The sequence below is a fragment of the Bacillus sp. PK6-026 genome, from assembly GCF_054161455.1.
This window is the reverse complement of the sequence record NZ_CP096418.1, coordinates 4,187,556-4,209,034: the sequence shown is the minus strand read 5'-3', so window position 1 is coordinate 4,209,034 and position 21,479 is coordinate 4,187,556. Positions and strand designations below refer to the sequence as shown.

The 21,479-nt window shown below is 45.0% G+C and carries 22 protein-coding genes, 1 pseudogene and 1 riboswitch; of the genes and pseudogenes, 21 read left to right on the top strand and 2 right to left on the bottom strand.

What is annotated here, in order from left to right; genetic code table 11:
* Positions 1-58: 58 nt before the first annotated feature.
* From M1D59_RS21400 to M1D59_RS21340, 13 genes and pseudogenes are all read left to right on the top strand, one after another.
* Positions 59-745, top strand: a complete 687-nt coding sequence (locus M1D59_RS21400) for a response regulator transcription factor (protein ID WP_020453510.1) — start codon at positions 59-61, stop codon at positions 743-745.
* Between the two features lie 5 nt (positions 746-750).
* Entirely contained in the window at positions 751-1,755 is a 1,005-nt protein-coding gene (locus M1D59_RS21395) for a sensor histidine kinase (protein WP_144499084.1), read from the top strand.
* Positions 1,756-1,856: 101 nt separating this feature from the next.
* Positions 1,857-2,618 (top strand): ABC transporter ATP-binding protein, encoded by a 762-nt coding sequence (locus M1D59_RS21390; RefSeq protein WP_020453508.1) that lies wholly within the window; start codon positions 1,857-1,859, stop codon positions 2,616-2,618.
* Entirely contained in the window at positions 2,608-4,548 is a 1,941-nt protein-coding gene (locus M1D59_RS21385; protein ID WP_096748408.1) for an ABC transporter permease, read from the top strand. Before M1D59_RS21390 ends, M1D59_RS21385 begins: the two co-directional genes overlap by 11 nt.
* 438 nt (positions 4,549-4,986) lie before the next feature.
* The gene (locus tag M1D59_RS21380) at positions 4,987-5,748 is read left to right on the top strand and encodes a hypothetical protein (RefSeq protein ID WP_026580359.1); all 762 of its coding nucleotides are present in this window, start codon (positions 4,987-4,989) and stop codon (positions 5,746-5,748) included.
* 181 nt (positions 5,749-5,929) lie between these two features.
* Complete coding sequence (locus M1D59_RS21375; protein ID WP_458117686.1) at positions 5,930-6,622, top strand: DUF7003 family protein; 693 nt, start codon at positions 5,930-5,932, stop codon at positions 6,620-6,622.
* Between the two features lie 23 nt (positions 6,623-6,645).
* Positions 6,646-7,320 (top strand): annotated as a pseudogene (locus M1D59_RS21370) (DUF7003 family protein).
* Entirely contained in the window at positions 7,283-7,669 is a 387-nt protein-coding gene (locus tag M1D59_RS21365; RefSeq protein ID WP_306453686.1) for a hypothetical protein, read from the top strand. Before M1D59_RS21370 ends, M1D59_RS21365 begins: the two are co-directional and overlap by 38 nt.
* Positions 7,645-8,403 (top strand): hypothetical protein, encoded by a 759-nt coding sequence (locus M1D59_RS21360; protein ID WP_458117685.1) that lies wholly within the window; start codon positions 7,645-7,647, stop codon positions 8,401-8,403. Before M1D59_RS21365 ends, M1D59_RS21360 begins: the two co-directional genes overlap by 25 nt.
* A gap of 14 nt (positions 8,404-8,417) precedes the next feature.
* On the top strand, positions 8,418-8,891 hold the full coding sequence (locus M1D59_RS21355) for a hypothetical protein (protein WP_458117684.1): 474 nt from the start codon (positions 8,418-8,420) through the stop codon (positions 8,889-8,891).
* Positions 8,892-9,081: 190 nt separating this feature from the next.
* On the top strand, positions 9,082-9,435 hold the full coding sequence (locus M1D59_RS21350; RefSeq protein ID WP_026580354.1) for a YxiJ family protein: 354 nt from the start codon (positions 9,082-9,084) through the stop codon (positions 9,433-9,435).
* A gap of 25 nt (positions 9,436-9,460) precedes the next feature.
* On the top strand, positions 9,461-10,198 hold the full coding sequence (locus M1D59_RS21345) for a DUF2750 domain-containing protein (protein ID WP_245117641.1): 738 nt from the start codon (positions 9,461-9,463) through the stop codon (positions 10,196-10,198).
* Positions 10,199-10,280: 82 nt separating this feature from the next.
* Positions 10,281-10,748 carry a DUF2716 domain-containing protein gene (locus M1D59_RS21340; protein ID WP_145654619.1) on the top strand — a complete coding sequence of 156 codons (468 nt, stop codon included), beginning with the start codon at positions 10,281-10,283 and terminating at the stop codon, positions 10,746-10,748.
* A gap of 43 nt (positions 10,749-10,791) precedes the next feature.
* Here the strand turns inward: M1D59_RS21340 and M1D59_RS21335 are convergent, their stop codons facing one another.
* Positions 10,792-12,933 (bottom strand): ArnT family glycosyltransferase, encoded by a 2,142-nt coding sequence (locus tag M1D59_RS21335; protein ID WP_458118063.1) that lies wholly within the window; start codon positions 12,931-12,933, stop codon positions 10,792-10,794.
* A 214-nt stretch (positions 12,934-13,147) separates the two neighbouring features.
* Between M1D59_RS21335 and yhfH the strand changes: the two genes are divergently transcribed.
* From yhfH to aceA, 3 genes are read left to right on the top strand one after another with little or no spacing between them, the layout of a single operon-like run.
* The gene (yhfH, locus tag M1D59_RS21330; RefSeq protein ID WP_023856901.1) at positions 13,148-13,285 is read left to right on the top strand and encodes a protein YhfH; all 138 of its coding nucleotides are present in this window, start codon (positions 13,148-13,150) and stop codon (positions 13,283-13,285) included.
* 42 nt (positions 13,286-13,327) lie between these two features.
* Positions 13,328-14,917, top strand: coding sequence for a malate synthase A (gene aceB, locus M1D59_RS21325; protein ID WP_458117683.1), 1,590 nt, complete (start codon positions 13,328-13,330; stop codon positions 14,915-14,917).
* 14 nt (positions 14,918-14,931) lie between these two features.
* Positions 14,932-16,203, top strand: coding sequence for an isocitrate lyase (gene aceA / locus M1D59_RS21320; protein ID WP_105981315.1), 1,272 nt, complete (start codon positions 14,932-14,934; stop codon positions 16,201-16,203).
* 50 nt (positions 16,204-16,253) lie between these two features.
* Here the strand turns inward: aceA and M1D59_RS21315 are convergent, their stop codons facing one another.
* Positions 16,254-16,412: a hypothetical protein gene (locus tag M1D59_RS21315; protein ID WP_020453503.1), complete on the bottom strand. Its 159-nt coding sequence runs from the start codon at positions 16,410-16,412 to the stop codon at positions 16,254-16,256.
* 204 nt (positions 16,413-16,616) lie between these two features.
* Positions 16,617-16,721: riboswitch (TPP riboswitch) on the top strand.
* A 113-nt stretch (positions 16,722-16,834) separates the two neighbouring features.
* On the opposite strand from M1D59_RS21315, the gene tenA reads away from it, so the two are divergent.
* The 5 genes from tenA to licT all read left to right on the top strand — a co-directional run bounded on the left by tenA (position 16,835) and on the right by licT (position 21,430).
* A complete protein-coding gene (gene tenA, locus M1D59_RS21310; RefSeq protein ID WP_101561298.1) occupies positions 16,835-17,521 on the top strand; it encodes a thiaminase II in 687 nt (228 codons plus the stop codon).
* Positions 17,518-18,117 (top strand): ECF transporter S component, encoded by a 600-nt coding sequence (locus M1D59_RS21305; protein WP_020453501.1) that lies wholly within the window; start codon positions 17,518-17,520, stop codon positions 18,115-18,117. Before tenA ends, M1D59_RS21305 begins: the two co-directional genes overlap by 4 nt.
* On the top strand, positions 18,092-19,684 hold the full coding sequence (locus tag M1D59_RS21300) for an ABC transporter ATP-binding protein (protein ID WP_458118062.1): 1,593 nt from the start codon (positions 18,092-18,094) through the stop codon (positions 19,682-19,684). The genes M1D59_RS21305 and M1D59_RS21300 overlap by 26 nt, the downstream gene beginning before the upstream one ends.
* Entirely contained in the window at positions 19,681-20,415 is a 735-nt protein-coding gene (locus tag M1D59_RS21295) for an energy-coupling factor transporter transmembrane component T family protein (RefSeq protein WP_023856906.1), read from the top strand. Before M1D59_RS21300 ends, M1D59_RS21295 begins: the two co-directional genes overlap by 4 nt.
* 181 nt (positions 20,416-20,596) lie before the next feature.
* Positions 20,597-21,430, top strand: coding sequence for a BglG family transcription antiterminator LicT (gene licT, locus M1D59_RS21290; protein ID WP_023856907.1), 834 nt, complete (start codon positions 20,597-20,599; stop codon positions 21,428-21,430).
* The last annotated feature ends 49 nt before the right edge of the window (positions 21,431-21,479 follow it).

Genomic DNA, 21,479 nt, shown 5'->3' with positions numbered 1-21,479 from the left:
TGAAAACGATTTGCTATACACTTGTCTTAGAAAAAAGACAAAAAGCGCGGTGAGGCAAATGTTTAAACTGCTGTTGATCGAAGACGATGAATCGCTGTTTCAGGAAATAAAAGAACGGTTAACCGGGTGGTCATACGAGGTGTACGGCATCGACGATTTCAGCGAAGTGATGCAGGAGTTTGCGGCGATTAAGCCCGATTGCGTCATTATCGATATTCAGCTGCCGAAATATGACGGGTTTCATTGGTGCCGGCAGATCCGTTCCCGTTCCAACGTTCCGATTCTCTTTTTATCTTCGCGCGACCATCCTGCTGATATGGTCATGTCCATGCAGTTTGGAGCAGATGATTATATTCAGAAACCGTTTCATTTTGACGTGCTGATTGCCAAAATCCAGGCGATTTTCCGCCGTGTTTACGACTATAATACGGAGCCTGAGATTCTGAAGAAAGCGTGGTGCGGTGCAACCGTTGATCCCGAGCAAAACCGCGTCAGCAATAAGGCGGGGTCGATCGAGTTGACGAGGAATGAAATGTTCATTTTAAAACAATTGATCGACCAAAAAAACAAAATTGTCAGCAGGGAAGAATTGATGAGAAGCTTATGGAACGATGAGCGTTTTGTCAGCGATAACACGCTGACGGTCAACGTAAACCGTTTGAGAAAAAAACTGGATACCTTGAACTTGGGGCAATATATTGAGACAAAGGTCGGCCAGGGCTATATGGCGAAAGAAGAAGGATGATGAGAATGCTGAAAGCGTTTTTGACCGAGAGGCGAAGCTGGATCGCCATATTTGTCTTGCAGCAGATCGTCTTTCTGTTTATCGCTTATGTCGATTCATCCATTCCTTTTGCATCGATTTTATATATGACCTATTTGTCTTCATTTATTTTTATCGTTTTTGTACTTGTCCGCTTTCGGAGGGAAACGAAGTTTTATAAAAGCCTGGAAGAATGGGATCACAATCTCGATGTGACAAACATTCGAGAGGCGGAAACGCCTTTCGAAACGATGATTGAAAAAAGCATAGCCGAACAAACGAAACAGTTAAAGCAAGAGGCGGCGCAGCATCGCCTGGCATTGGAGAATGAAAAAGATGAGCTCATGGCCTGGATACATGAAGTCAAAACGCCGCTTACCGCCATGCATTTGATCATGGAGACGATTGACGATCAATCATTAAAATCGAGACTCGACTATGAATGGCTGCGCGTTCACCTGCTGCTCGATCGCCAGCTTCATCAAAAGCGGATGTCATTTATCGAAAATGACTTGTCTCTTGAAGCTCTAGAGCTCAAACCTTTAATCTTTAAAGAACTAAAAGATTTGCAATCATGGTGCATTCCAAAAGGGATCGGGTTTGATATACAGCTTGAGGCCGGGGAAGTGCTCAGCGATGCGAAATGGCTGTCTTTTATCATGAGGCAGCTGCTGACAAACGCAGTGAAATACAGCGAAGCATCCGATATTTTGATTAAAAGCTATGAACAAGATGGCCAGGTGCATCTCGCAGTTCAAGATTTTGGACGGGGCATCGATCCAAAAGATATACCGCGTGTGTTTGACAAAGGTTTCACATCAACAACGGAGCATCATGATCAGGCCGCCACGGGAATGGGGCTGTACTTGGCGAAAAAAGCGGCAAAGCCGCTCCTGATTCATATCGAGGTTGATTCTAAACCGGGAGCGGGGACAACCTTTACGCTGATTTTTCCGAAGCGGAACGAATTTTCCCGTGTGCTTGGCGTGTGACAAAAGTGTCACACGCTTTTCTTTTTTGTTCGCTGAATCGAAGGAAAACGGCTGTCCTCCTTTCTATAATAAAAATATCCAGTCAAAAGGAGATTTTAAAAATGATGATTTTAGAAGCGAAAAAAATACGAAAAAGCTATGGAAATAAGCACAATAAACACGAAGTGTTAAAGGGAATTGACATTCAGATCCAAAAGGGTGAATTTGTCAGTATTATGGGCCCGTCAGGTTCAGGCAAAACAACATTGCTCAATGTTCTGTCCTCTATTGACCAGGTGAGCGGCGGAACGATTAACATCAACCAAGCTGAGATGACGAATCTGAAGGAAAAACAGCTTGCTGAATTCAGGAAGCAGCATTTAGGATTTATCTTTCAAGAATACAATTTGCTCGATACGCTGACAGTGAAAGAAAATATCCTTCTGCCGCTGTCGATTACGAAAATATCAAAAAAAGAAGCCGGTCAAAAATTTGAGGAAGTCGCGAAAGAATTAGGCATCTTTGAGCTGAAGAATAAGTATCCGAATGAAATTTCCGGCGGGCAAAAACAGCGCACATCAGCAGCCAGGGCGTTTATTCATGAACCGAGCATTATTTTCGCTGACGAACCGACCGGTGCGCTTGATTCGAAATCCGCATCAGACTTGTTAAACAAGCTGAGCCAGTTAAATCAAAAGCGCCGGGCCACAATCATTATGGTCACCCATGATCCCGTCGCCGCGAGCTTCTGCAGCAGAGTGGTTTTCATTAAAGACGGACAAATTTATACGCAGCTGAATAAAGGCGGACAAGACAGGCAGATGTTCTTTCAGGACATCATGAAAACGCAAGGCGTGTTAGGCGGGGTTCAGCATGAGTATTAATCAGCTGATCTTCCGCAACCTGAAAAAGAATATACGGAACTATTACCTTTATGTGTTTGCGTTAATCTTCAGCGTGGCGCTTTATTTTGCGTTTGTTACGCTGCAATATGATCCGGCGATCGATGAAGTGAAGGCATCGATAAAAGGCGCAGCGGCTTTGAAAGCAGCTTCCATTCTTCTAGTGGCAGTAGTAGCAGTTTTTATTTTGTATGCCAATACGATTTTTATTAAGCGGCGCAGCAAAGAAATCGGTTTATTCCAGCTAATCGGCATGAGGAAGCAAAAAATCTTCCGCATTTTAAGTTTGGAAAATGTCATGCTGTATTTCGGCTCTTTGGTCATAGGGGTGTTTGCCGGGTTTTCGATCTCAAAGCTCGTGCTTATGACTTTATTTAAAATAGTAGATGTTCAAGCTGAAACCGAATTGAATTTTTCCGGAGAAGCGCTTGTGCAAACTGTCATTGTATTCTGCGGAATCTACCTGCTGGTGATGGTGATGAATTATACGTTTATCAAAAAGCAAAGCATTTTATCATTATTTAAAGCGACATCAGCTACGGAAGATAAGGTAAAGAGAATATCCGTTTTTCAAATGATCATTGGTTTATTGGGCATCTTGTTTATTTTGTCGGGATATTACATTTCCACTGAGTTGTTCAGCGGAAAATTCAAGACCATAGATGAGCTGTTTTATGCGATGAGCTTTATTCTCGGTACCGTTATCATCGGAACGTACCTCTTTTATAAAGGATCGGTCAGCTTTGTCTCCAACATCATCCGCAAAAGCAAAGGAGGCTACTTAAATATTTATGAAGTGCTGTCCCTTTCATCGATCATGTTCCGGCTGAAATCAAACGCTCTATTATTAACGATCATCACCACTGTTACGGCACTGGCGATCGGTTTGTTATCCTTGTGCTATATTTCGTACTACTCTGCAGAGAAAGCCGCCGAACAAAATGTGGCGGCTGATTTCGCTATGACAAATCAAAAGGATGCAAAACGGTTCGAACAACTATTGGATGAAAACAACATTTCATACAGCAAAAAAGAAATTCATGTCATTCAGGCGACTTTCAATCTGGAACAAGTTGTCGAAGGGGATCCTGAAAATATGGCTGGTGACCCGGGGAAATTACCCCTCGCCGTAGTCAGCGATGCAGAGATTGACGGGATTGACGTGCACAAAGGAGACGTCATTTTCTCAGGATATAACGACCTTCTCCAGAAACTTATGGCTTTAAAAGAGACGGGGGCCATTAAGGTAAAGAGCGAGCATGAGACGATTCCATTAAACTATTTAGGGCTGAGAAAAGAGTCCCTCTTATCCTTCAACTTTACCAGCGGCGGATTGCCTGTAGCCGTTGTGGATGATGCGCTGTTTAAACGTCTGAGCCAAGACAAAGATCCAAAATTACAGCAGAAGTCGAGTCTTTTTTACGGGATCAATTTAAAAGATGAAGATCAGATTCAGCAGGCAAATGAATTGTTTGCAACAGTGAATCAAAACGATCAGCATTTATCGCTCCTCGATGCAAGCACAGCTCAAAAATCGCTTTTCGGACTTGCCATGTTTATCGTAGGATTTCTAGGACTTACGTTTCTGATCACATCAGGATGCATCCTTTACTTTAAACAAATGGACGAAAGCGAAGATGAGAAACCGAATTACACGATCTTGAGAAAACTTGGTTTCACGCGCGGGGATCTTCTGAAGGGGATACGAATCAAGCAAATGTATAATTTCGGAATTCCATTGGTTATCGGCCTGTCTCACAGTTACTTTGCTGTCCAATCCGGCTGGTTCTTATTCGGAGCAGAGGTGCGGACGCCGATGATCATCGTGATGGTGCTGTACACCGTTCTGTATTCTATTTTCGGTTTGCTGTCCGTTCTTTACGGTAAGAAAGTGATCAAGTCGGCGCTGTAGCTGAGCCGTGTGGAATCTCGGCCGCAGCATCAGAGACGAATGAAAGGGCTGTTCCCGAGGGGGGGCAGCCTTTTTTGCTTCGCTCAATGAATATAAAAAAATGTAATTTTTATTGGGTTTTAATCCCTTAAATATTTTAGGAATATTGTAACAGTTCTATGCATCGGTTAAAATATAGATAATAATGAAGCTAAACGATGGAAAAAGTGATCTATGCTGAAAAAGAGATACCGTTGATTATGAGTTTGTGATTCAACCATTTTGATACAAAAGAGCGATTGTTTGACGATACCTTGGTTAATTCCACAGCTTGCGGTTGTCCAGGTACAGAAACATTTAAAATAGTACTGGACAGGCGGCTGTATACATACGGAAGAAACGCTATGAATACTTGCTGTCAGTTGCAATAGAGAAGAAAGAGTTGAAAGGAGCTTTCTATTGGGCATTTGGGAAGAAGAACATAAAAACAAGAACATTATGATCGGTGATGACGGATTGGATATCCTTCACGATGCGGTAGAGAAATTCTATAAAATGTCCAAGGAGCATTTGGATAGGGAACCGGCTTTAGACGAATTTTTCGTAACATTGCTTCATGTATTGAACACAAATGGAGATTCATTTTTTCCGGAGCTAAACGAAAGACAAATTACAGATATAAAAGCTTCAACAAAAAAAGCTAAGTCCCTGTCAAAAATTGTGCCCGGCGCTATTATTGAGATTCCCTTAGAGGAGATAAATAAATACAGCTATGCATGGGTTTTGGAAGGAAACTTGGCAAAACGTAAAGATGATGATGTGCTAATTCAGTATTATGACATTTTTGTAGATCAAAAGCTGAGTAAAGCTATGATACGTGATTTACTAAAAGAAGAAAATAAGCTATTTGTAGCAAATACAAGTTACACTGGTTTTTTGCAGGATGATTGGAAGGTTGTTTCTAAAGCAACTCAAGATTTGTTGAAACAATATGATGAATCCAAATTAAGATTTATTACTTATGAGGAAGGAAAATATTTTATTAGTGAAGGAAAAGAAGGCTCTTTAGGTGGAGATGATGTATTAACAGAAGTAGATCAGAAAACAGGTAAGGCCATTTATAACCCCATAGGAATATTCGGCCATTTATGTATAGAGACGATTCTAATGAAGTATTCTAACGGCATTTCAATGGAAGATATCATTAAGTATGAAACATAAATAAATATCCAGTGTGTGGCCTGATATATTAACTAGGAGTAGCCATGGTAGCTGTTAAACGATCATAAAACACCATGAGCTTTCGGAATTGGATTAGTGGTAAGGCGTTTTAGACGAATAGCAATTTAATTACACAAAAAACCAAAAAGTGTTAGCAAAAGGCAAAACGGGGGTGATGATCGTGCTCAAAAATAAAGAAGCGATTCTTGCATTGCTTGATGATTCATTCAAAAAGGGAGAGTTTCCGTTGCTTGATAACGGAAATTTCGATTTCGTAAAAGGCAAACTTTCGGTATTTGTTGAAGGGGATAACTGGCTCTTGACGTTTCAGTTGTTCGGATTGTCAAAATTGGGACCGGCTATTGATTTTCATGCGATGGGCAATCAAGTAACCAATCATGAAGTAAGCTTTTTAGTTGATGAGCCGTTTGCGTTTTTGGACGAAAAAGGAAACAAATTAGAGTTGGAGGATGTGGAAACCGGCTTCACAAAAAATCCGTTTAGCGTTGTCCTTAGAGAGAAAGTATTTCATTTTTTCATTGAGCAAAAAGTGCAAGCAAATATTAATGCGGAGAATGAATGGATTACCTGTTTGAGGCAGATGAGTAAAAACCGTTTATTTCTCGACACTCTCTGGCTGACAAAACATGAACAACTCCAAACTGCTGATCTCCCGTTAATGTATGACCAATTGTATTCAACAGAAACGTGGATACATCCAGAAACAGAAAAGGATTTGCCAAGTCTTTCTCCTTTCTTTCAATCAATTGCCGAAGCAATATGCCGCAAAAAAGCAACATATCTATCAGACTATGCCAATGGAAATACAGAGTGGCCAATGTGGGCATCCACAGATTCTGTCGATTATTTTTAAAAAGTATTTAAGGGAGAAATCCATTGATTAAAAGCAGAGAAATTCTTAGTTTATTAGACGGTGAATTTAGTGAATTAAACAGACCGATTTTTGAATGGCGCGAATGTAACTATATCGGCAGTAAATGTACGTTAATGCGATTAAATAAAGATGATTGGTTACTTTCAATACAGTGCTTTCAAATAGATGATAAAGGGCCTTTTCTGTCTATTCATGCATACAGCAACAGTTTTTCAGACAACTACAGCTTAATCATTATGGACGACTTCTCTTTAACGACCAAAGCAGGTGAGCTGGTAACATATCATGAAAGTAATCTGGATCAATTAAGCGAAGTAGCCAAAATTGAAATTGTGGAGACTCTTTACTGTATAAAAGCTAACCAGAGAAACAGATACCAAAAACAGACAAAAGAAGGAGCGTGGAAAACATAATTTAGAAACTTGTTTGAAGATCCTTCTTTCAGAGAGGCTCTTTGGATAAAACCCGAAAATCTTCTGAATGAATTAGGACTACAATGCGATTATGAAGAAGTGTATGAAACAGAGAATTGGGAGTATCCCGATTATTTAACTAGCCCAAGTGAATTAGTTTCATTTCAATCATTTGCAGAATATCTTGAAACTGGACAAGGTCCGGTTTGTGCAGGGGTCCCAAATAATGATTGGAAACAGTGGGAAGATTACGATATCGACTAAGGCATGTTTAGAAAGCCTATGGGGAGAATCACATTCGATAACAAAAGAGGTGTTAGATGTGGAAAAACCTGAATTATCGGACTGTATCTGCAAAATGAAACAGGTGTTAAAAGGAGATTTGGCGAGAGAGGAACTTTCGGATTGGGCAGGGGGTTATGTATACGCTGACGATCCGGAAGTAGAAGATGAGAGGGTATGGAATTTGTTGATTTTACTAAGCGGATTCGATTTAAAGGATTCACCTGAAACATATTTGCATGATAAAGAGGAACTAAAGGATTGGATAGAAGAATACTGGAACGGCCCCATTGATGAGGTGAGAAAGTGCAGCAACGAACGTTTCGATTAGGAAAAATAGATATCTACTTTCCCGACTCTGTCATCAAAAAATATTGGTTTTATGCAGATGTGGCGGCATTATTGAATCAAGAAACGACAGAGCGGGCTGTCTCTCTCATTAGAAAAGAATTAAAACAAAGAGGACTCGGGAGGGTAGCTTTTGATTCAGAAGCCGATGGAACCTCAGTTTCCTATCGGGATGGCCAAAAAGTGTTTGAAGTGGCCGCGGTTATAAATGAACTGCATAATCCCTCCTTTATGGTTTCTCAAGAACTGCGCGACAGTTTTAAAGAAGAGATTGCGAACTATAAGATTCCTAAAGGACAAAATTATAAAATTGGGGATAAAATCATTGTGCCTGACAGCCATAACACTTACTTTCATATCATGCAGATGATAGATGAATATGAAGGTAGTGCGGTCTGCATTCTGTTCAATAAGGTTTACAAGGGAATGGACGAGGCGGCTTCAGCAGAAATAGGGAAAGACTTATTAAAAGAACATGTCTTCGCGGCAATGTGTTTACAAGAAAGCTATATTATCGATTATACCTTTAAGGTTATCAGCTCAAATCATGAGCCGCTCGCTCGTGTATTGTATACAAATCGAAGAAACCGTTTATTAGACGAAACCTTTCCGGATATATCCATTCAAGAATTGTTTGAGTTAGAACGGAATGCTGCAAATAGTGACTTTATGAAGGAAAGCAGACAAAAGCTATCATATCTGACCTGGATTAACTAGAAGGAGTGCGGTCCGTGTGTAAATTAAATACCGAGTCTTTGACGAGTATAGGAAATCTGGATGTGATCAACCTTCTGCATTACCATTCACTGTACTCATCCGATCTTCTGTCAAACAATGACCTCATTACATTTTTTGAACATCTCGATTTTAACCAGATTCTTATCGAAATTATGGGAACGCCCGATTTCATAGATGAAATGAACCCATTCATTGAAGATAAACAATTTGCTGTAAATGCCCTATCGAAAAGGCTCATCCACGTTGAGTGCATGTTGACTAAAGAAGAACTGCTAGAAAGACACAAGCTGACAGAATACCTCTCTTTTCTTGCTTCAATCAATGATTTTGTTGTTTTAGTAGCAGCCCCGGTTAACAATAAAAAATATTTTAATAGCGTGACTCAAAAGGTTGATGTACATATTGAATCAAAGGAGAAGGTCATCTGGTTTGAATTTGATGCGACTGATGTCTATGTCGTGGAATAATGCATCATCAAAGGGGCGTTTTTCTTCGGCGAAACATATTTTTTGCTCTCTTCCGGAATGTCGTATTCTAAGTCGAAGCTAAAGGTATATAAATGTGATTGTAAAAGGTGATGAGCAATATGTAGGCAATAATTGAGATCCACTTTTCTTTTGATAAAACAGAATTTTTACGATCTGCGGGTGAAGGACAATGAAGAAAAGATACAGATATTATCGGCTTGATGCTGATACTGTAAATCAACTGAAGGATATGGACAAGCGCTTGTCAGGACCGCTTCCGGCAGATTTGGATGCGTTTGAACAAGACGGGCACGGCTTGTCAGGGGATTTTTACGAGTATTTTGCGCTCGTCGCCGGCAGTTTAGGTTACGTTTTGGCGGATAAAAAAATGCCTAAGGTGCAACGCCAATCACTAGAAAAAACGTTTTTTGAAGTTTATCCAAAGAACAAAATCGAAAATTACCCTGAGACTTTTCATGTGGTTGCCATGCATGAAAATGTCAGGAGATTGTTGTGTTCGATTGTAAACCGCAGGAAGACTTGACCATAACCATACAGAGGTGACTATAGTGGAGTTGTCTAAACACGAAAAGCTTAATCTAGAAATACCCGAGTTTTCACCGGTTCATATTAAAGAAATTATCCGGTTTCAATACTACAAAGAATTTCATGAAGGAAAAGACATCAGCTCGATCGACATGACGGTTCTCTATGAAGATGAGAATGACAGCTATCATATTGATTTGACATTTAAGGAGGTTTCTTCTGTTCGGTTAACCGATTTTGAAAGCCGGCATGGCGGTTTCAAAATCGATCAATTAAACGCCGGCTGGGAGAATATCAATTATGTTGTTGAAGATTATGAAGACGGGACATTCCAATTTTATTGCCATACATATGATGTTTCACGCATTGAACGAATCGTGCCAAGGCTGAACAAAAAAGAAGTCGAGGCTTTATTAAAGGCTTCGAAAGAGAAGCGGTACGAGTATTTTATTAAAAGAATCGCCGACTTTGAAGAGGTCTGGTCATTATATGGCGACGGATGGGTGATGACGGAGGATGATCAAGGCGGCAAATTGATTCCGTTCTGGCCGGCAAAGGACTACGCCGAATTGTGCGCAGAACAGGAATGGAGGGAATGCACAGCCAGGCCGATCGATCTCGAAGAATTCGTGAATGAGTGGCTGCCGGGCATGAAAGAAGACGGGATTCAGCCGTCCATCTTTTTCAATTCAAAAGACGCGATTACATTGCCGGTCGATATTCTTTTGGAAGACATTTTGGCGGAATTGGAGAATTATTAAGGGTTAAACATCAACACCAGCAGAAAGCGCGCTATCAGAAGCCAACCTATACGGTTGAATGGGTAAAGGAGAACGATATCAAATGAGCTGGACCGTTTTAAGCAGCCGGGAAAATGATAAAGTGTGGACAAAGGTGAATCGGGTCGTCAAATGGAAACCCGGCCTTCAATGTTCAAGGATGAAGCCGCCGACGCCGTATATTGTCTATGATGTGTCCGCTGGGTTTAAAGAAGACGGCCGGTTCCTTGCCGATTTGGAGGAGAAGATGATCGGCGTCTTCAAAGCGTGTACAGATCCGCTGGAGACGATGTACGCGCTCGATTGGCGGCATGAAGGATATATGTTTCGTCCGCACGGACAGCTTCCTAAAGATGAATATGGGGATTGGCCGGTTCCGATCTTTCCAAATGGGGATTACTATTTCTTTTTCCAGCGGGATTTTGAATGGGGCGTGCTTGGCGACCCTTGGCGGCAAACGATGACCCTATATGGAGAAAAACTTCTTGACCATATTGAACATCATCCGCCGGTTATTTTTAGAAAAGCATAATCAAAAGCCCATCGGATGAGTCCGATGGGCTTCCTCATATTTCCTACAGCTCAACCTTGTAGAGTGTTTGCTGCTGTCCGCCGCCCAGGCCGCCCCTTGCGCCCTGTTGTGCGGAGCGGTCTGTATTGTTCGTGGTACTGTTGTATTCATCAGACGAAATTTCGGTTCCGTTTTCTTTAATCCAGGAGACGAGCTCACTGTTGCCTGAGTTGTCACTGATCAGAAAGTATTTTATTTTTCCTTCTTTGACGAGGTTTTTCAGCTCACTGATCGACAAGATCGGGTCTGTGCCGTTGAAGCCTCCGAGCGCCATGACATTTTCGTCGGCATTGATGATATACGGGGCTGCGGTTACCGTTGTCAATGTCGCGAACAGGTACTCTTCGCCGGTATTATTTTTCCGGAGGTATGTGAGCAATCCTGTGTCCACATCCGAGCTGAACATTCCGCCTCCGTTGGAGCTTTGCAGCTGAGGCCCTGATTCAGGAAGAACGCTGTTTCCTCCGTAAAGGATCGGTGTTGCCGACCAATAGACCGGTGTCAAAAGAAGCACGCACAAGCTGATGATGGTGAGCTGCCTTCCGAATGGATGACTTCGCTTCAGCGTCAGTAAGGCGATGCTGACACCCAGCCCCAAGAGGCCCATGACATACATCCAGGCGCTGCCGATTTGGCTTGTATATGCGTTTAAAATATACACTTGGAATGCTGCCGTTGTCAGAACGGCAGCCGGCAGCAGATAGCTTGCCCAGTCTTTGTGATTTTTGTAAAGGGCGTACATCGCGTACCATCCAATTCCTGACAGTGCGGCGATCGGCGGTGCCAGCATAATCAAGTAATAGTGGTGAAAGAATCCGGCGATGCTGAAGAACCCGGCAACAGGAACGAGCCAAGCAGCCCAAAAGATTGTTTCTTTCATTTCGCCTGCATTTTCACGGCGGCTGCGGAGCCAGCTGATGATCATGCCGAGCAGTCCGAATAATGCGAATGGAAGCATCCAGCTAATTTGGCCCGATAAAGCAGATTGGAAGAGCCGCAGGGGTCCTGCGTCACCGGTGCCGAACATGTTCATGCTTTGTCCGCTGCCTTGACCTGCACCCGGTCCGCCTCCGGTTGGCGGCTGACTGCCGCCGTTTGCTCCTTGAGAACCGTCATCGGTCGCGTTGCCCGCAGCCGGCGGCTGCATTGCACCGTTTTGTCCATCGGAGCCGTCGGATGAACGGCTTCCGTCTTGAGTTTGCGCATTGCCGTTGGTCGCGCTGCTTGCACCCGGCGGCTGCATCGCGCCATTTTGTCCATTGGAGCTGTCGGCTGCATTGTTCCCGTTCTGAGTGTGTGCATTGCCGTTCGGCTGCTGCATGTCTCCTCTAAAACCGTTCATATCGCCGCGGGCGTTGCCCGTCGTCTGGCCGAGCAGCCGCTCTGTGCCGTTGTAGCCGAAAGCCAGTTCAAGCACGGAGTTGGTTTGACTGCTTCCGACATACGGGCGACTGTCGGCCGATGTATAGTCGACAGCAAGCGCCCAAGAAAGCGAAACGCCGGTGAGAACAATAAGCGATAAAACAGCGGACACAATTTTTTTCTTCCAATTCGCATGGGCCGCGATGAGATAAAACAGCAAGAACGCGGGAAGCACCATGAATGCCTGAAGCATCTTCATATTGAACCCGAGGCCGATGAGGCCAAATGCAGCGAGCAGCCAGATCAGCCTGCCTTGTTTGACCGCCTTCATCAGGCACCATGTACCAAGAAGGAGCGTGAAGACGAGCATGCTGTCGATATTATTCGTCCGGCTTACGGCAACCGCGATCGGCGTCAGCGCCATCACCAGCGCTGAAATGCGGGCGGCTCCTTTTCCGAATTTCGGTTTAATCAGTGCGTATAGCAGATAGACGGAACCCGCACCTGCAAGCGCCTGCGGCAAAATCACACTCCACGTATGCACGCCGAAGATTTTCGCAAATATGGTCTGAATCCATAAAACGAGGGGCGGCTTATCTACTGACACGAATCCGGAAGAGTCGAATGACGCAAAGAAGAAATTGTGGAAGCTTTGCGTCATGCTTTTGACCGCCGCCAAGTAATACTGGTTGGCGGCATTGTCCTGCCAAATGTTATATGTATTCAGAATAAGAGCTGCCAACAAAATAAGAATCAGAATGACATCAAGTTGTTTGTTTTTTATTTTCATCATCACTTTCACCTCTTTATGTTCCCTATTCTAGAAGAAAAATATGAACAAGTTATGAATAAAAAGAGAACAATCTATTTTTGTTTGAATGGAAAAAAATAAATATTTTTTGGAAAAAGGTGTGTACTTTTTTCTTTTTGCGCTGTATACTGTACTACAACAGAAATTAAAAACATAAAACTGTTCTATAAAAAGGAGAGTGACACAAATGAGCTTGAAAAGTCCGATGGAATTTTTCAGAACGCTTCCAAAAAAAACTTGCCCTGAATGCGGTGAAAAGATGGAGGAGCAGGCTGAATCTTACTTTATGGAATGTGAGCGCTGTCTTTCCAAAAAAGGCGAGTAAGCAAACTGTTTTATAACAATGCATGTAAAGGGGTAGGGAGACATGAAAACAGAGGAGAAGAGAACTCAGATAACCGGATCGATGAATCCGCAGTATGAAGAGATTTTGACAAAAGAAGCGCTGGAGTTTATCGGACGTCTTGAACGACATTTCGGGGGAAGAAGACGGGAATTGCTGCATTTGCGAACGATCAGGCAGGCTGAAATTGATCAAGGGAAGAATCCGGGTTTTTTGGCGGAAACGAAGCACATCCGCAAGGCGGACTGGACGGTCGCGCCGCTCCCCCGGGATTTGGAGGACCGCAGGGTTGAAATCACTGGCCCGGTCGACAGAAAAATGGTCATCAATGCTTTAAATTCAGGAGCCAAAGTCTTTATGGCCGACTTTGAAGATGCGAACTCGCCAACGTGGAAAAACTGCATTGACGGCCAGGTTAATTTACGGGACGCGGTTCGCGGGACGATTTCCTTTACGAATGAACAAGGCAAACGCTATGAACTGAAAGAAAACCCCGCCGTCATCATTGTAAGGCCGAGGGGATGGCACTTGGAAGAAAAGCATGTGCTGATCGGCGGCAAGCCCGTGTCAGCAAGCCTGTTCGATTTTGGCCTTTATTTTTTCCATAATGCAAAAGAGCTGATCAAAAAAGGAAGCGGTCCTTATTTCTATCTTCCAAAAATCGAAAACCATCTGGAAGCAAGGCTGTGGAACGACGTGTTTGTGTATGCGCAAAACGACTTGCGCATTCCGCAGGGGACGATTAAAGCGACGGTTCTCGTTGAAACGATCCTGGCGGCTTTTGAAATGGATGAAATCCTCTATGAATTGAAGGAGCATTCAGCCGGACTTAACTGCGGCAGGTGGGATTATATTTTCAGCTTTATTAAGAAATTCAGGAACAGGGAAGACGTCATTCTTCCAGACCGCTCAGCCGTGACGATGACGGTTCCAAACATGAGGGCGTACTCCCTCTTGGCGATTCAAACGTGTCATAAACGCAACGTCCATGCGATCGGGGGAATGGCGGCGCAAATTCCCGCTAAAGACAAACCTGAGATCAATGAAGCCGCATTTGCCAAAATCCGCGAAGATAAGGAACGTGAAGTAAAAGACGGCCATGACGGAACATGGATCGCGCATCCCGGCATGATTCAAACGGCGCTCGATGTATTCAATCAGCATATGCCGTCGGCGAACCAGATTCATAGAAAGCGGGAAGACGTAAAGGTCGAGGAAAAAGACTTGCTGGAAGTACCGAAAGGCCGGATTACAGAAGCAGGCGTCCGTACCAATATCAGCGCCGGCATCCGCTATTTAGCTTCATGGCTGTCGGGCAGAGGCGCCGCTCCGATCGACCACTTAATGGAGGACGCAGCAACGGCGGAGATTTCCAGAGCCCAGCTTTGGCAATGGATTCGCCATCCGAAAGGGGTTCTTGACGATGGCCGGAAAGTCAACGCCGAAATGGTCAAGATGATGAAAGAGGAAGAAATGCAGAAAATCTTCGAAGAAGCCGGCATAGAACATTTTCGGAGCGGCCGGTTCGAAGAGGCCGGACAGTTATTTGAACAGCTGATTTTGGATGATGAATTCGCGGAATTTCTAACGATACCCGCTTATGAAAAAATATGATGGGGGAATGTGCGATGCTGAAAGAAAAACAACTCGCAGAAAGCTGGGAGCATGAAGAACGCTGGAAAGGGATCACAAGGCCGTATCAGGCGGCTGACGTTATTCGGCTGAGAGGCACGCTTGAGATTGAATACACGATTGCAAGGCGCGGCGCCGAAAAGCTATGGAAGCTTCTCCACACAGAGGATTTCGTCCCGGCGCTGGGCGCTTTGACCGGAAACCAAGCCATGCAGCAAGTAAAAGCCGGATTGAAAGCGATTTATTTAAGCGGTTGGCAGGTGGCTGCTGATGCCAATTTGTCAGGGAGCATGTATCCTGACCAAAGCCTTTATCCGGCAAACAGCGTGCCGGAAGTTGTCAAAAAAATTAACCGCACGCTGCAGCGCGCCGATCAAATCCATCATATGGAAGGGAAAGAAGACATCGATTGGTTTGCCCCGATTGTGGCCGACGCTGAAGCAGGCTTCGGCGGACAGCTGAATGTGTTCGAGCTGATGAAAGGTATGATTGAAGCCGGCGCCGCGGGAGTTCACTTTGAAGACCAGTTGTCGTCTGAGAAAAAGTGCGGGCATTTGGGCGGGAAAGTGCTGCTTCCGACGCAAACGGCGGTGCGTAATTTGATTGCCGCGCGCCTCGCCGCAGACGTGATGGGAGTCCCGACCATTCTTATTGCCCGTACGGACGCGAATGCGGCCGACCTGATCACAAGCGACGTCGATTCATATGATGCGCCGTTTTTGACGGGAGAGCGAACAGCGGAAGGGTTCTTCAAAACAAAGCCGGGTCTTGATCAGGCGATTGCGAGAGGTTTGGCGTATGCGCCGTATGCCGATTTGATCTGGTGTGAAACGTCTGAGCCGAATATTGAAGAAGCCCGCCGGTTTGCACAGGCGATCCATGAAAAATTCCCGGGCAAACTGCTCGCCTACAACTGCTCCCCTTCGTTCAACTGGAAGGCCAAACTGGATGACAACACCATCTTGAACTTCCAGAAACAGCTCAGTGAAATGGGCTATAAATTTCAATTTGTCACACTGGCAGGCTTCCACGCCTTAAACCACGGCATGTTTGAATTGGCCCGCCAATATAAGCACCGCGGAATGGCGGCGTATTCTGATCTGCAGCAGGCCGAGTTTGCCAGCGAAGTCCACGGCTATACGGCGACAAGGCATCAGCGCGAAGTCGGAACGAGCTACTTTGATGAAGTCGCCCAGGTTGTGACAGGCGGGACTTCATCAACCACTGCACTGAAGGGATCGACTGAAGCGGAACAATTTCAATCCTAAAAACGTAAAAAGCCGCCCGTCATGGGGCGGCTTGCTTGTTGTCTATCAAGTTAGCAATTGACATCATTGGAAGGGGCGGTAAAAGGGTTTTCCCTAATAACAGTCAGTGTCTGATGATTCTTGTTGTTTCTTTTGGCCGGCCGGTTGTCTTTGCTGAAAGAATAGAACAAATACACAGCCATTGTCAAAATCAAGATAAACATCATCATAAATATCCCCTCCAAATTTTTTTGTCTTCACTATATTAGACGAACAAGCCTGCAAAAGGTTTCAGAAAATTAACATTTTTCCATAAATATTTTTACCCGCTGCATCTTCTGTATGAAACCCGGCGGTTCTATACAAGAATAAAACTGAAAAACTCAGGTTGACATCATAATCATTGATGTGTAGAGTAAAAGTTAATGTAATAGGAAGTCCACTAGGGGAGCCGTAAGCCGGCTGAGACAAGAAGCGATCTTGGACCCTTTGAACCTGATCTAGTTCATACTAGCGTAGGGAAGTGGAGCCGGTGTCTTTATGATTTCATCATACAAAGGCCGCTCCATTTTGGGGCGGCTTTTTTGCGTAAAAAGCGGCTCGCTCCCCCTGTGCCTTCCTTATAAAACCGATTGCTGAGGAGGCTATCTACATGAGTTTTTCTGCAGAACTTCGCCGCGAGGCAAACCCTATTTTTGAAGCCATTTTTGAGCATCCGTTTGTATTGGGACTGGCGTCCGGCAAGCTGAAAAAGGAGCAGCTTATTCATTATGTGAAGCAAGATTACGAGTATTTGAACGCTTTTATTCAAATCTACGGAATTGCAATTTCCAAGTGTCAAAACCGGAAAGACATGGAGATGTTTCATGAGCAGATTTCATTTGTATTAAACAGCGAAGTGCACCCGCACAACAACCTGTGCCGGGCCGCGGGGGTGGAGTATGAATCTCTGCAGGGCTATCCGCTTGCGCCTTCTGCCCATCATTATATCCACCATATGCTGACGGCGGCGCACGAAGGCACGCTGGGAGAGATATTAGCCGTCTTGCTGCCTTGTCCGTGGACATATTGGGAGATCGGAAAAAAACTGATGATGGACGTTCAGCCTGACCCGTCGCATCCATTTTATGACTGGATCTGTTTTTACGGAGACAGAACCGATTCAATCACGACGAAGTTTTGCGCCCGCCTGGATGAATGGGCCGAAACAGCGGGCAAGGCTGAAAAAGAAAAAATGAAGGAGCTTTTTTTGCAAAGCTGTCAGCTTGAATACGGCTTTTGGGAGATGGCTTATACAGTTGAAGATTGGCCTGTGGAAATGGAGGCGGTGAGACGATGAATTGGAACATGAAAGAAGTCGTGATGGCAGTGATCTTGTCCGTTGCATGCGGCGTCATTTACTTAGGATGGTCCACCTTGTGGATCCCTGTTTCAGCAATTGTCGGGCCTGTCGGAGCGAACTTTATGTTCGGCATTTGGGTGATCGCCAGCCCGATTGTCGCTTATATCATCCGTAAACCGGGTGCGGCGCTGATTGCCGAGACGGCAGCTGCGGCGGTCGAACTGCTGACCGGAAGCCACTTTGGACTGTCAGCATTATTAATCGGTGTGTTCCAGGGAGCCGGTGCGGAAATCGCTTTTGCGATCTTTCGCTATAAGCGTTACAACTTGTTTACCCTTATGCTTTCCGGTGCGCTTGCCGCGGTCGGAAGCATGACATACAGCCTGATGGCGAACGGTTTTGCCTACTATACGACGCAAACGCTGATCATGACGCTTATCATCCAAATTATCAGCGGCATTGTACTCGGCGGCTGGCTGGCAAAAGCCGTTGTCGAAGCGCTTGCGAAAACGGGAGTCCTGAATCAGTATGAGATCATGAAGGAACAGCGGAAGAAGGATGATGCCGATGCGTTCATTTCTCGGATGCAGTAACCTTTCCGTCCGTTTTTATCATCGTCCTGAAACAGTCCTAGACCGGGTCTCGCTGTCGATTGGGCAGGGAGAGAAAGTGCTGATACTCGGTCCGAGCGGAAGCGGCAAATCGACACTGTTGTCCGTGCTTTCCGGCATCATTCCTGAACATGTCGAAGCTGAGGTCAGCGGAGAGGTCAATCGCAGAAAGAGCGCCGGCGTTATGTTTCAGGATCCGGATTCGCAGTTCTGCATGCTTCATGTTGATGAGGAAATCGCTTTTAGCCTAGAAAACCGGTCCGTCTCCCCAAAAGATATGGACGGCATCATCTCGGAGCTGATGGAGCAAGTCGGATTAAAGATAGATAAGAAAACGCCGATCGAAACCTTGTCAGGCGGTATGAAGCAGAGACTGGCATTAGCGTGCCTGCTCGCTCTGGAGCCTGAAGTGCTGTTTTTTGACGAGCCGACGGCGCAGCTGGACCCGGCCAGCCGGAAAGACATCTTTGCCTTGCTTCGTAACGTTTCACGAAAAAGCGGACAGACGATGGTGTTCATCGAACACGTGCTGGACGGCTGTATCGAGTGGATGGACCGCGTCATTCTTTTCAATGGAAAGGGACAGATCATCGCTGACGGAAAGCCGGAAGAAATCGTGAAACATTTTCAGCCGGAGATGAAAGCGGCGGGCATCTGGCAGCCGAAACTGTACCCTGCGGTATGGGAAGATGTCATCACACAAGATGATCATCCGCTCGCCGTCAAGCTCTCTTCTACATTGAAAATGAAAGAGGAGGAGGCGAAAAACAGGCCTACAGCTGACAGAGACATATTGATCCGCGCAGACGACGCGGCGATCGGCTATCGGAAAAAGATCGTTGCCGACGGCATCACCCTTGAGATTCCAAGGGGAGAATGGATTTCGGTCATCGGCGAGAACGGGAGCGGAAAGAGTACGTTTTTAAAAAGTCTGATCAGGCTTGAAGCCGTCAAAAAAGGGCGCCTTTATCTTGAGGATCGGGAGCTGAAGAAATGGTCCGACCGTACGCTCTATGAGAAGGCCGGCTTTGTTTTTCAAAATCCCGAGCTTCAATTTATTCGGGACACGGTGTTTGACGAGATCGCGTTCGGGGCGAGGCAGCGGGGATGGCCGGAGGACCGGGTCGAAAAGAAAACGGCTGAATTGCTGCGGGAATTCGGACTTGACGCTCATCAAAAAGTGCACCCCTTTACATTAAGCCTCGGGCAGAAACGGCGTTTAAGCGTTGCGACAATGCTTTTGTTTGACCAGGATCTGCTGCTGCTTGACGAGCCGACATTCGGTCAGGACGAAAGGACGGCGCAAGAATTAATCAAGCGGTTAAAGGAACGGCAGGAACGGGGAACGACGATTGTGATGGTGACGCACGACATGGACATCGTAGATGAGCATTCCGGCCGTGTCGTCGTGTTTCATCAAGGGAAAGCGGCATTTCAAGGAACGCCGTATCGATTATTTTCTGATCAAGGCCTCGTCCGCCGCTTTTCATTGATACCGCCGCTTCATTACCGGTTCATGCATGAAAGAAAGGAGAGGGTTCCCGTATGAAAAGCAATGGTTCACTTCTTTCGGCATTGAACCCGAGCGCCAAGCTCTTTTCCCACCTCCTGGTCATGTGCTTGCTCATGTTTGTTTCAAATCCGAAACCGACTCTATTCATTTGGCTGTTTGCGGTTGCCGTCGGAATTTTTTTCGGGGGATGGACTTTGTCTTATTTAAGTAAGCGGCTGTTGCCTTATCTCGTCTTTTTTATTCTCGTCTTTTGGATGATGGCCGCTTTTGGAAAAGGCGAGGAAACGATTTGGGAATGGGCCTGGTTCCGTGTCACCGAGGAAAGCGTCGGCAATGGGCTGACAATCGCGCTCCGGATGCTCGGCTTTGTCACATACGGTCTTTTGTTTACATCAACAACCGATTTGACGCAGTTTATTATGAGCCTGATTCATCAATGCAGGCTGTCGCCTAAATGGGCTTATGGCTTGCTGGCCGGCTTCCGTTTTGTCCCGCTTTTTCAGTCTGAGCTTTCGCAAATGAAGGCGGCGCACAAAATCAGGGGCTATAAGCAAAAAAACAGCTGGAAGGCGTTTATTCGCTATGCGCTGCCTTTGTTTTCGCAAGGCATCCGCAAGTCGGAAAGAATCGCCGTTGCCATGGAAGCGAGAGGGTTTACCGGTGCAAAAGACCGCACCTACTATCAAACAGCGCGGCTTTCCGGAAAAGACTTCGTTTATTTTGCGGGTCTGGCGTCAGTCACAGCGGGAATTTTGCTCATTTTTTAAGAGGGTTTTTTACAGGGCCGCACTGCGGCTTTTTTTTATAAATCGGGCATTCTGCAAAATGTAAATATTTCGGACGTTGACTGAAACATATTGACCTAGGCCAAAAAGATTGTACAATCAATGTGTACCATATGAAAAAAGAAATATAAAAAATCCCCTTACAAGATGGGAGTGGCGCGATGTGAAAATTGCCAAAGTGATCAACAACAATGTGATCAGTGTTTTAAATGAACAGGGTCAGGAATTAGTGGTCATGGGCAGGGGAATCGCTTTTCAAAAAAAGCCTGGGGAAGCGGTGGATGAATCGAGAATCGAGAAGATTTTCAGGCTTGATAATAAAGATGTATCAGAAAGATTTAAGACGCTGTTGGACGAAATTCCGATCGAATTTATGGAAATGTCTGAAGAAATTATCTCCTATGCGAAATTAAAGCTCGGCAAGAAGCTGAATGACAGTATTTATGTCTCGCTGACCGACCATATTCATTTCGCCGTCGAACGGCATAAAAAGGGTCTGGATATTAAAAACGCCCTGCTTTGGGAGACAAAACGGCTGTATAAAGATGAGTTCGCCATCGGCAAAGAGGCGCTGGCCATCATTGAAAAGAAGACGGGGACAGCTCTTCCGGAGGATGAAGCCGCTTTTATCGCACTCCATATCGTAAACGCCGAGCTGAATGAAGAAATGCCGAACATCGTCAATATTACGAAAGTCATGCAGGAGATTTTAAGCATCGTCAAATATCACTTTCATATCGATTTTGATGAAGAATCGCTTCACTATTACCGCTTCATTACCCATTTGAAATTTTTCGCGCAGCGGCTGTTCAGCGGAACCTATATGGAAAGCCGGGACGACTTTTTATTTGAAACCGTCAAAAATAAATACCGCGACGCGTATGTCTGCACTAATAAAATCAGACAGTACATCGAAAAAGAATACGGTCATCAGCTGACAAACGAAGAGCTTCTGTATTTGACGATTCATATCGAGCGGGTCGTTCATCAAAAATAGAGGATGATGCTAAAATGAAAGCGTTGACAATTGGATAAATGTATGCTAC

Bases quoted from the DNA above. Each gene is read 5' to 3' on its own strand.
- tenA (WP_101561298.1), top strand. From the start codon at position 16,835: ATGAGTTTTTCTGCAGAACTTCGCCGCGAGGCAAACCCTATTTTTGAA.
- M1D59_RS21300 (WP_458118062.1), top strand. From the start codon at position 18,092: ATGCGTTCATTTCTCGGATGCAGTAACCTTTCCGTCCGTTTTTATCAT.
- M1D59_RS21340 (WP_145654619.1), top strand. From the start codon at position 10,281: ATGAGCTGGACCGTTTTAAGCAGCCGGGAAAATGATAAAGTGTGGACA.
- aceB (WP_458117683.1), top strand. From the start codon at position 13,328: ATGAAAACAGAGGAGAAGAGAACTCAGATAACCGGATCGATGAATCCG.
- M1D59_RS21395 (WP_144499084.1), top strand. From the start codon at position 751: ATGCTGAAAGCGTTTTTGACCGAGAGGCGAAGCTGGATCGCCATATTT.
- yhfH (WP_023856901.1), top strand. From the start codon at position 13,148: ATGAGCTTGAAAAGTCCGATGGAATTTTTCAGAACGCTTCCAAAAAAA.
- M1D59_RS21400 (WP_020453510.1), top strand. From the start codon at position 59: ATGTTTAAACTGCTGTTGATCGAAGACGATGAATCGCTGTTTCAGGAA.
- M1D59_RS21315 (WP_020453503.1), bottom strand. From the start codon at position 16,412: ATGATGATGTTTATCTTGATTTTGACAATGGCTGTGTATTTGTTCTAT.
- M1D59_RS21390 (WP_020453508.1), top strand. From the start codon at position 1,857: ATGATGATTTTAGAAGCGAAAAAAATACGAAAAAGCTATGGAAATAAG.
- M1D59_RS21350 (WP_026580354.1), top strand. From the start codon at position 9,082: ATGAAGAAAAGATACAGATATTATCGGCTTGATGCTGATACTGTAAAT.
- M1D59_RS21385 (WP_096748408.1), top strand. From the start codon at position 2,608: ATGAGTATTAATCAGCTGATCTTCCGCAACCTGAAAAAGAATATACGG.
- aceA (WP_105981315.1), top strand. From the start codon at position 14,932: ATGCTGAAAGAAAAACAACTCGCAGAAAGCTGGGAGCATGAAGAACGC.
- M1D59_RS21365 (WP_306453686.1), top strand. From the start codon at position 7,283: ATGATTGGAAACAGTGGGAAGATTACGATATCGACTAAGGCATGTTTA.
- M1D59_RS21295 (WP_023856906.1), top strand. From the start codon at position 19,681: ATGAAAAGCAATGGTTCACTTCTTTCGGCATTGAACCCGAGCGCCAAG.
- M1D59_RS21305 (WP_020453501.1), top strand. From the start codon at position 17,518: ATGAATTGGAACATGAAAGAAGTCGTGATGGCAGTGATCTTGTCCGTT.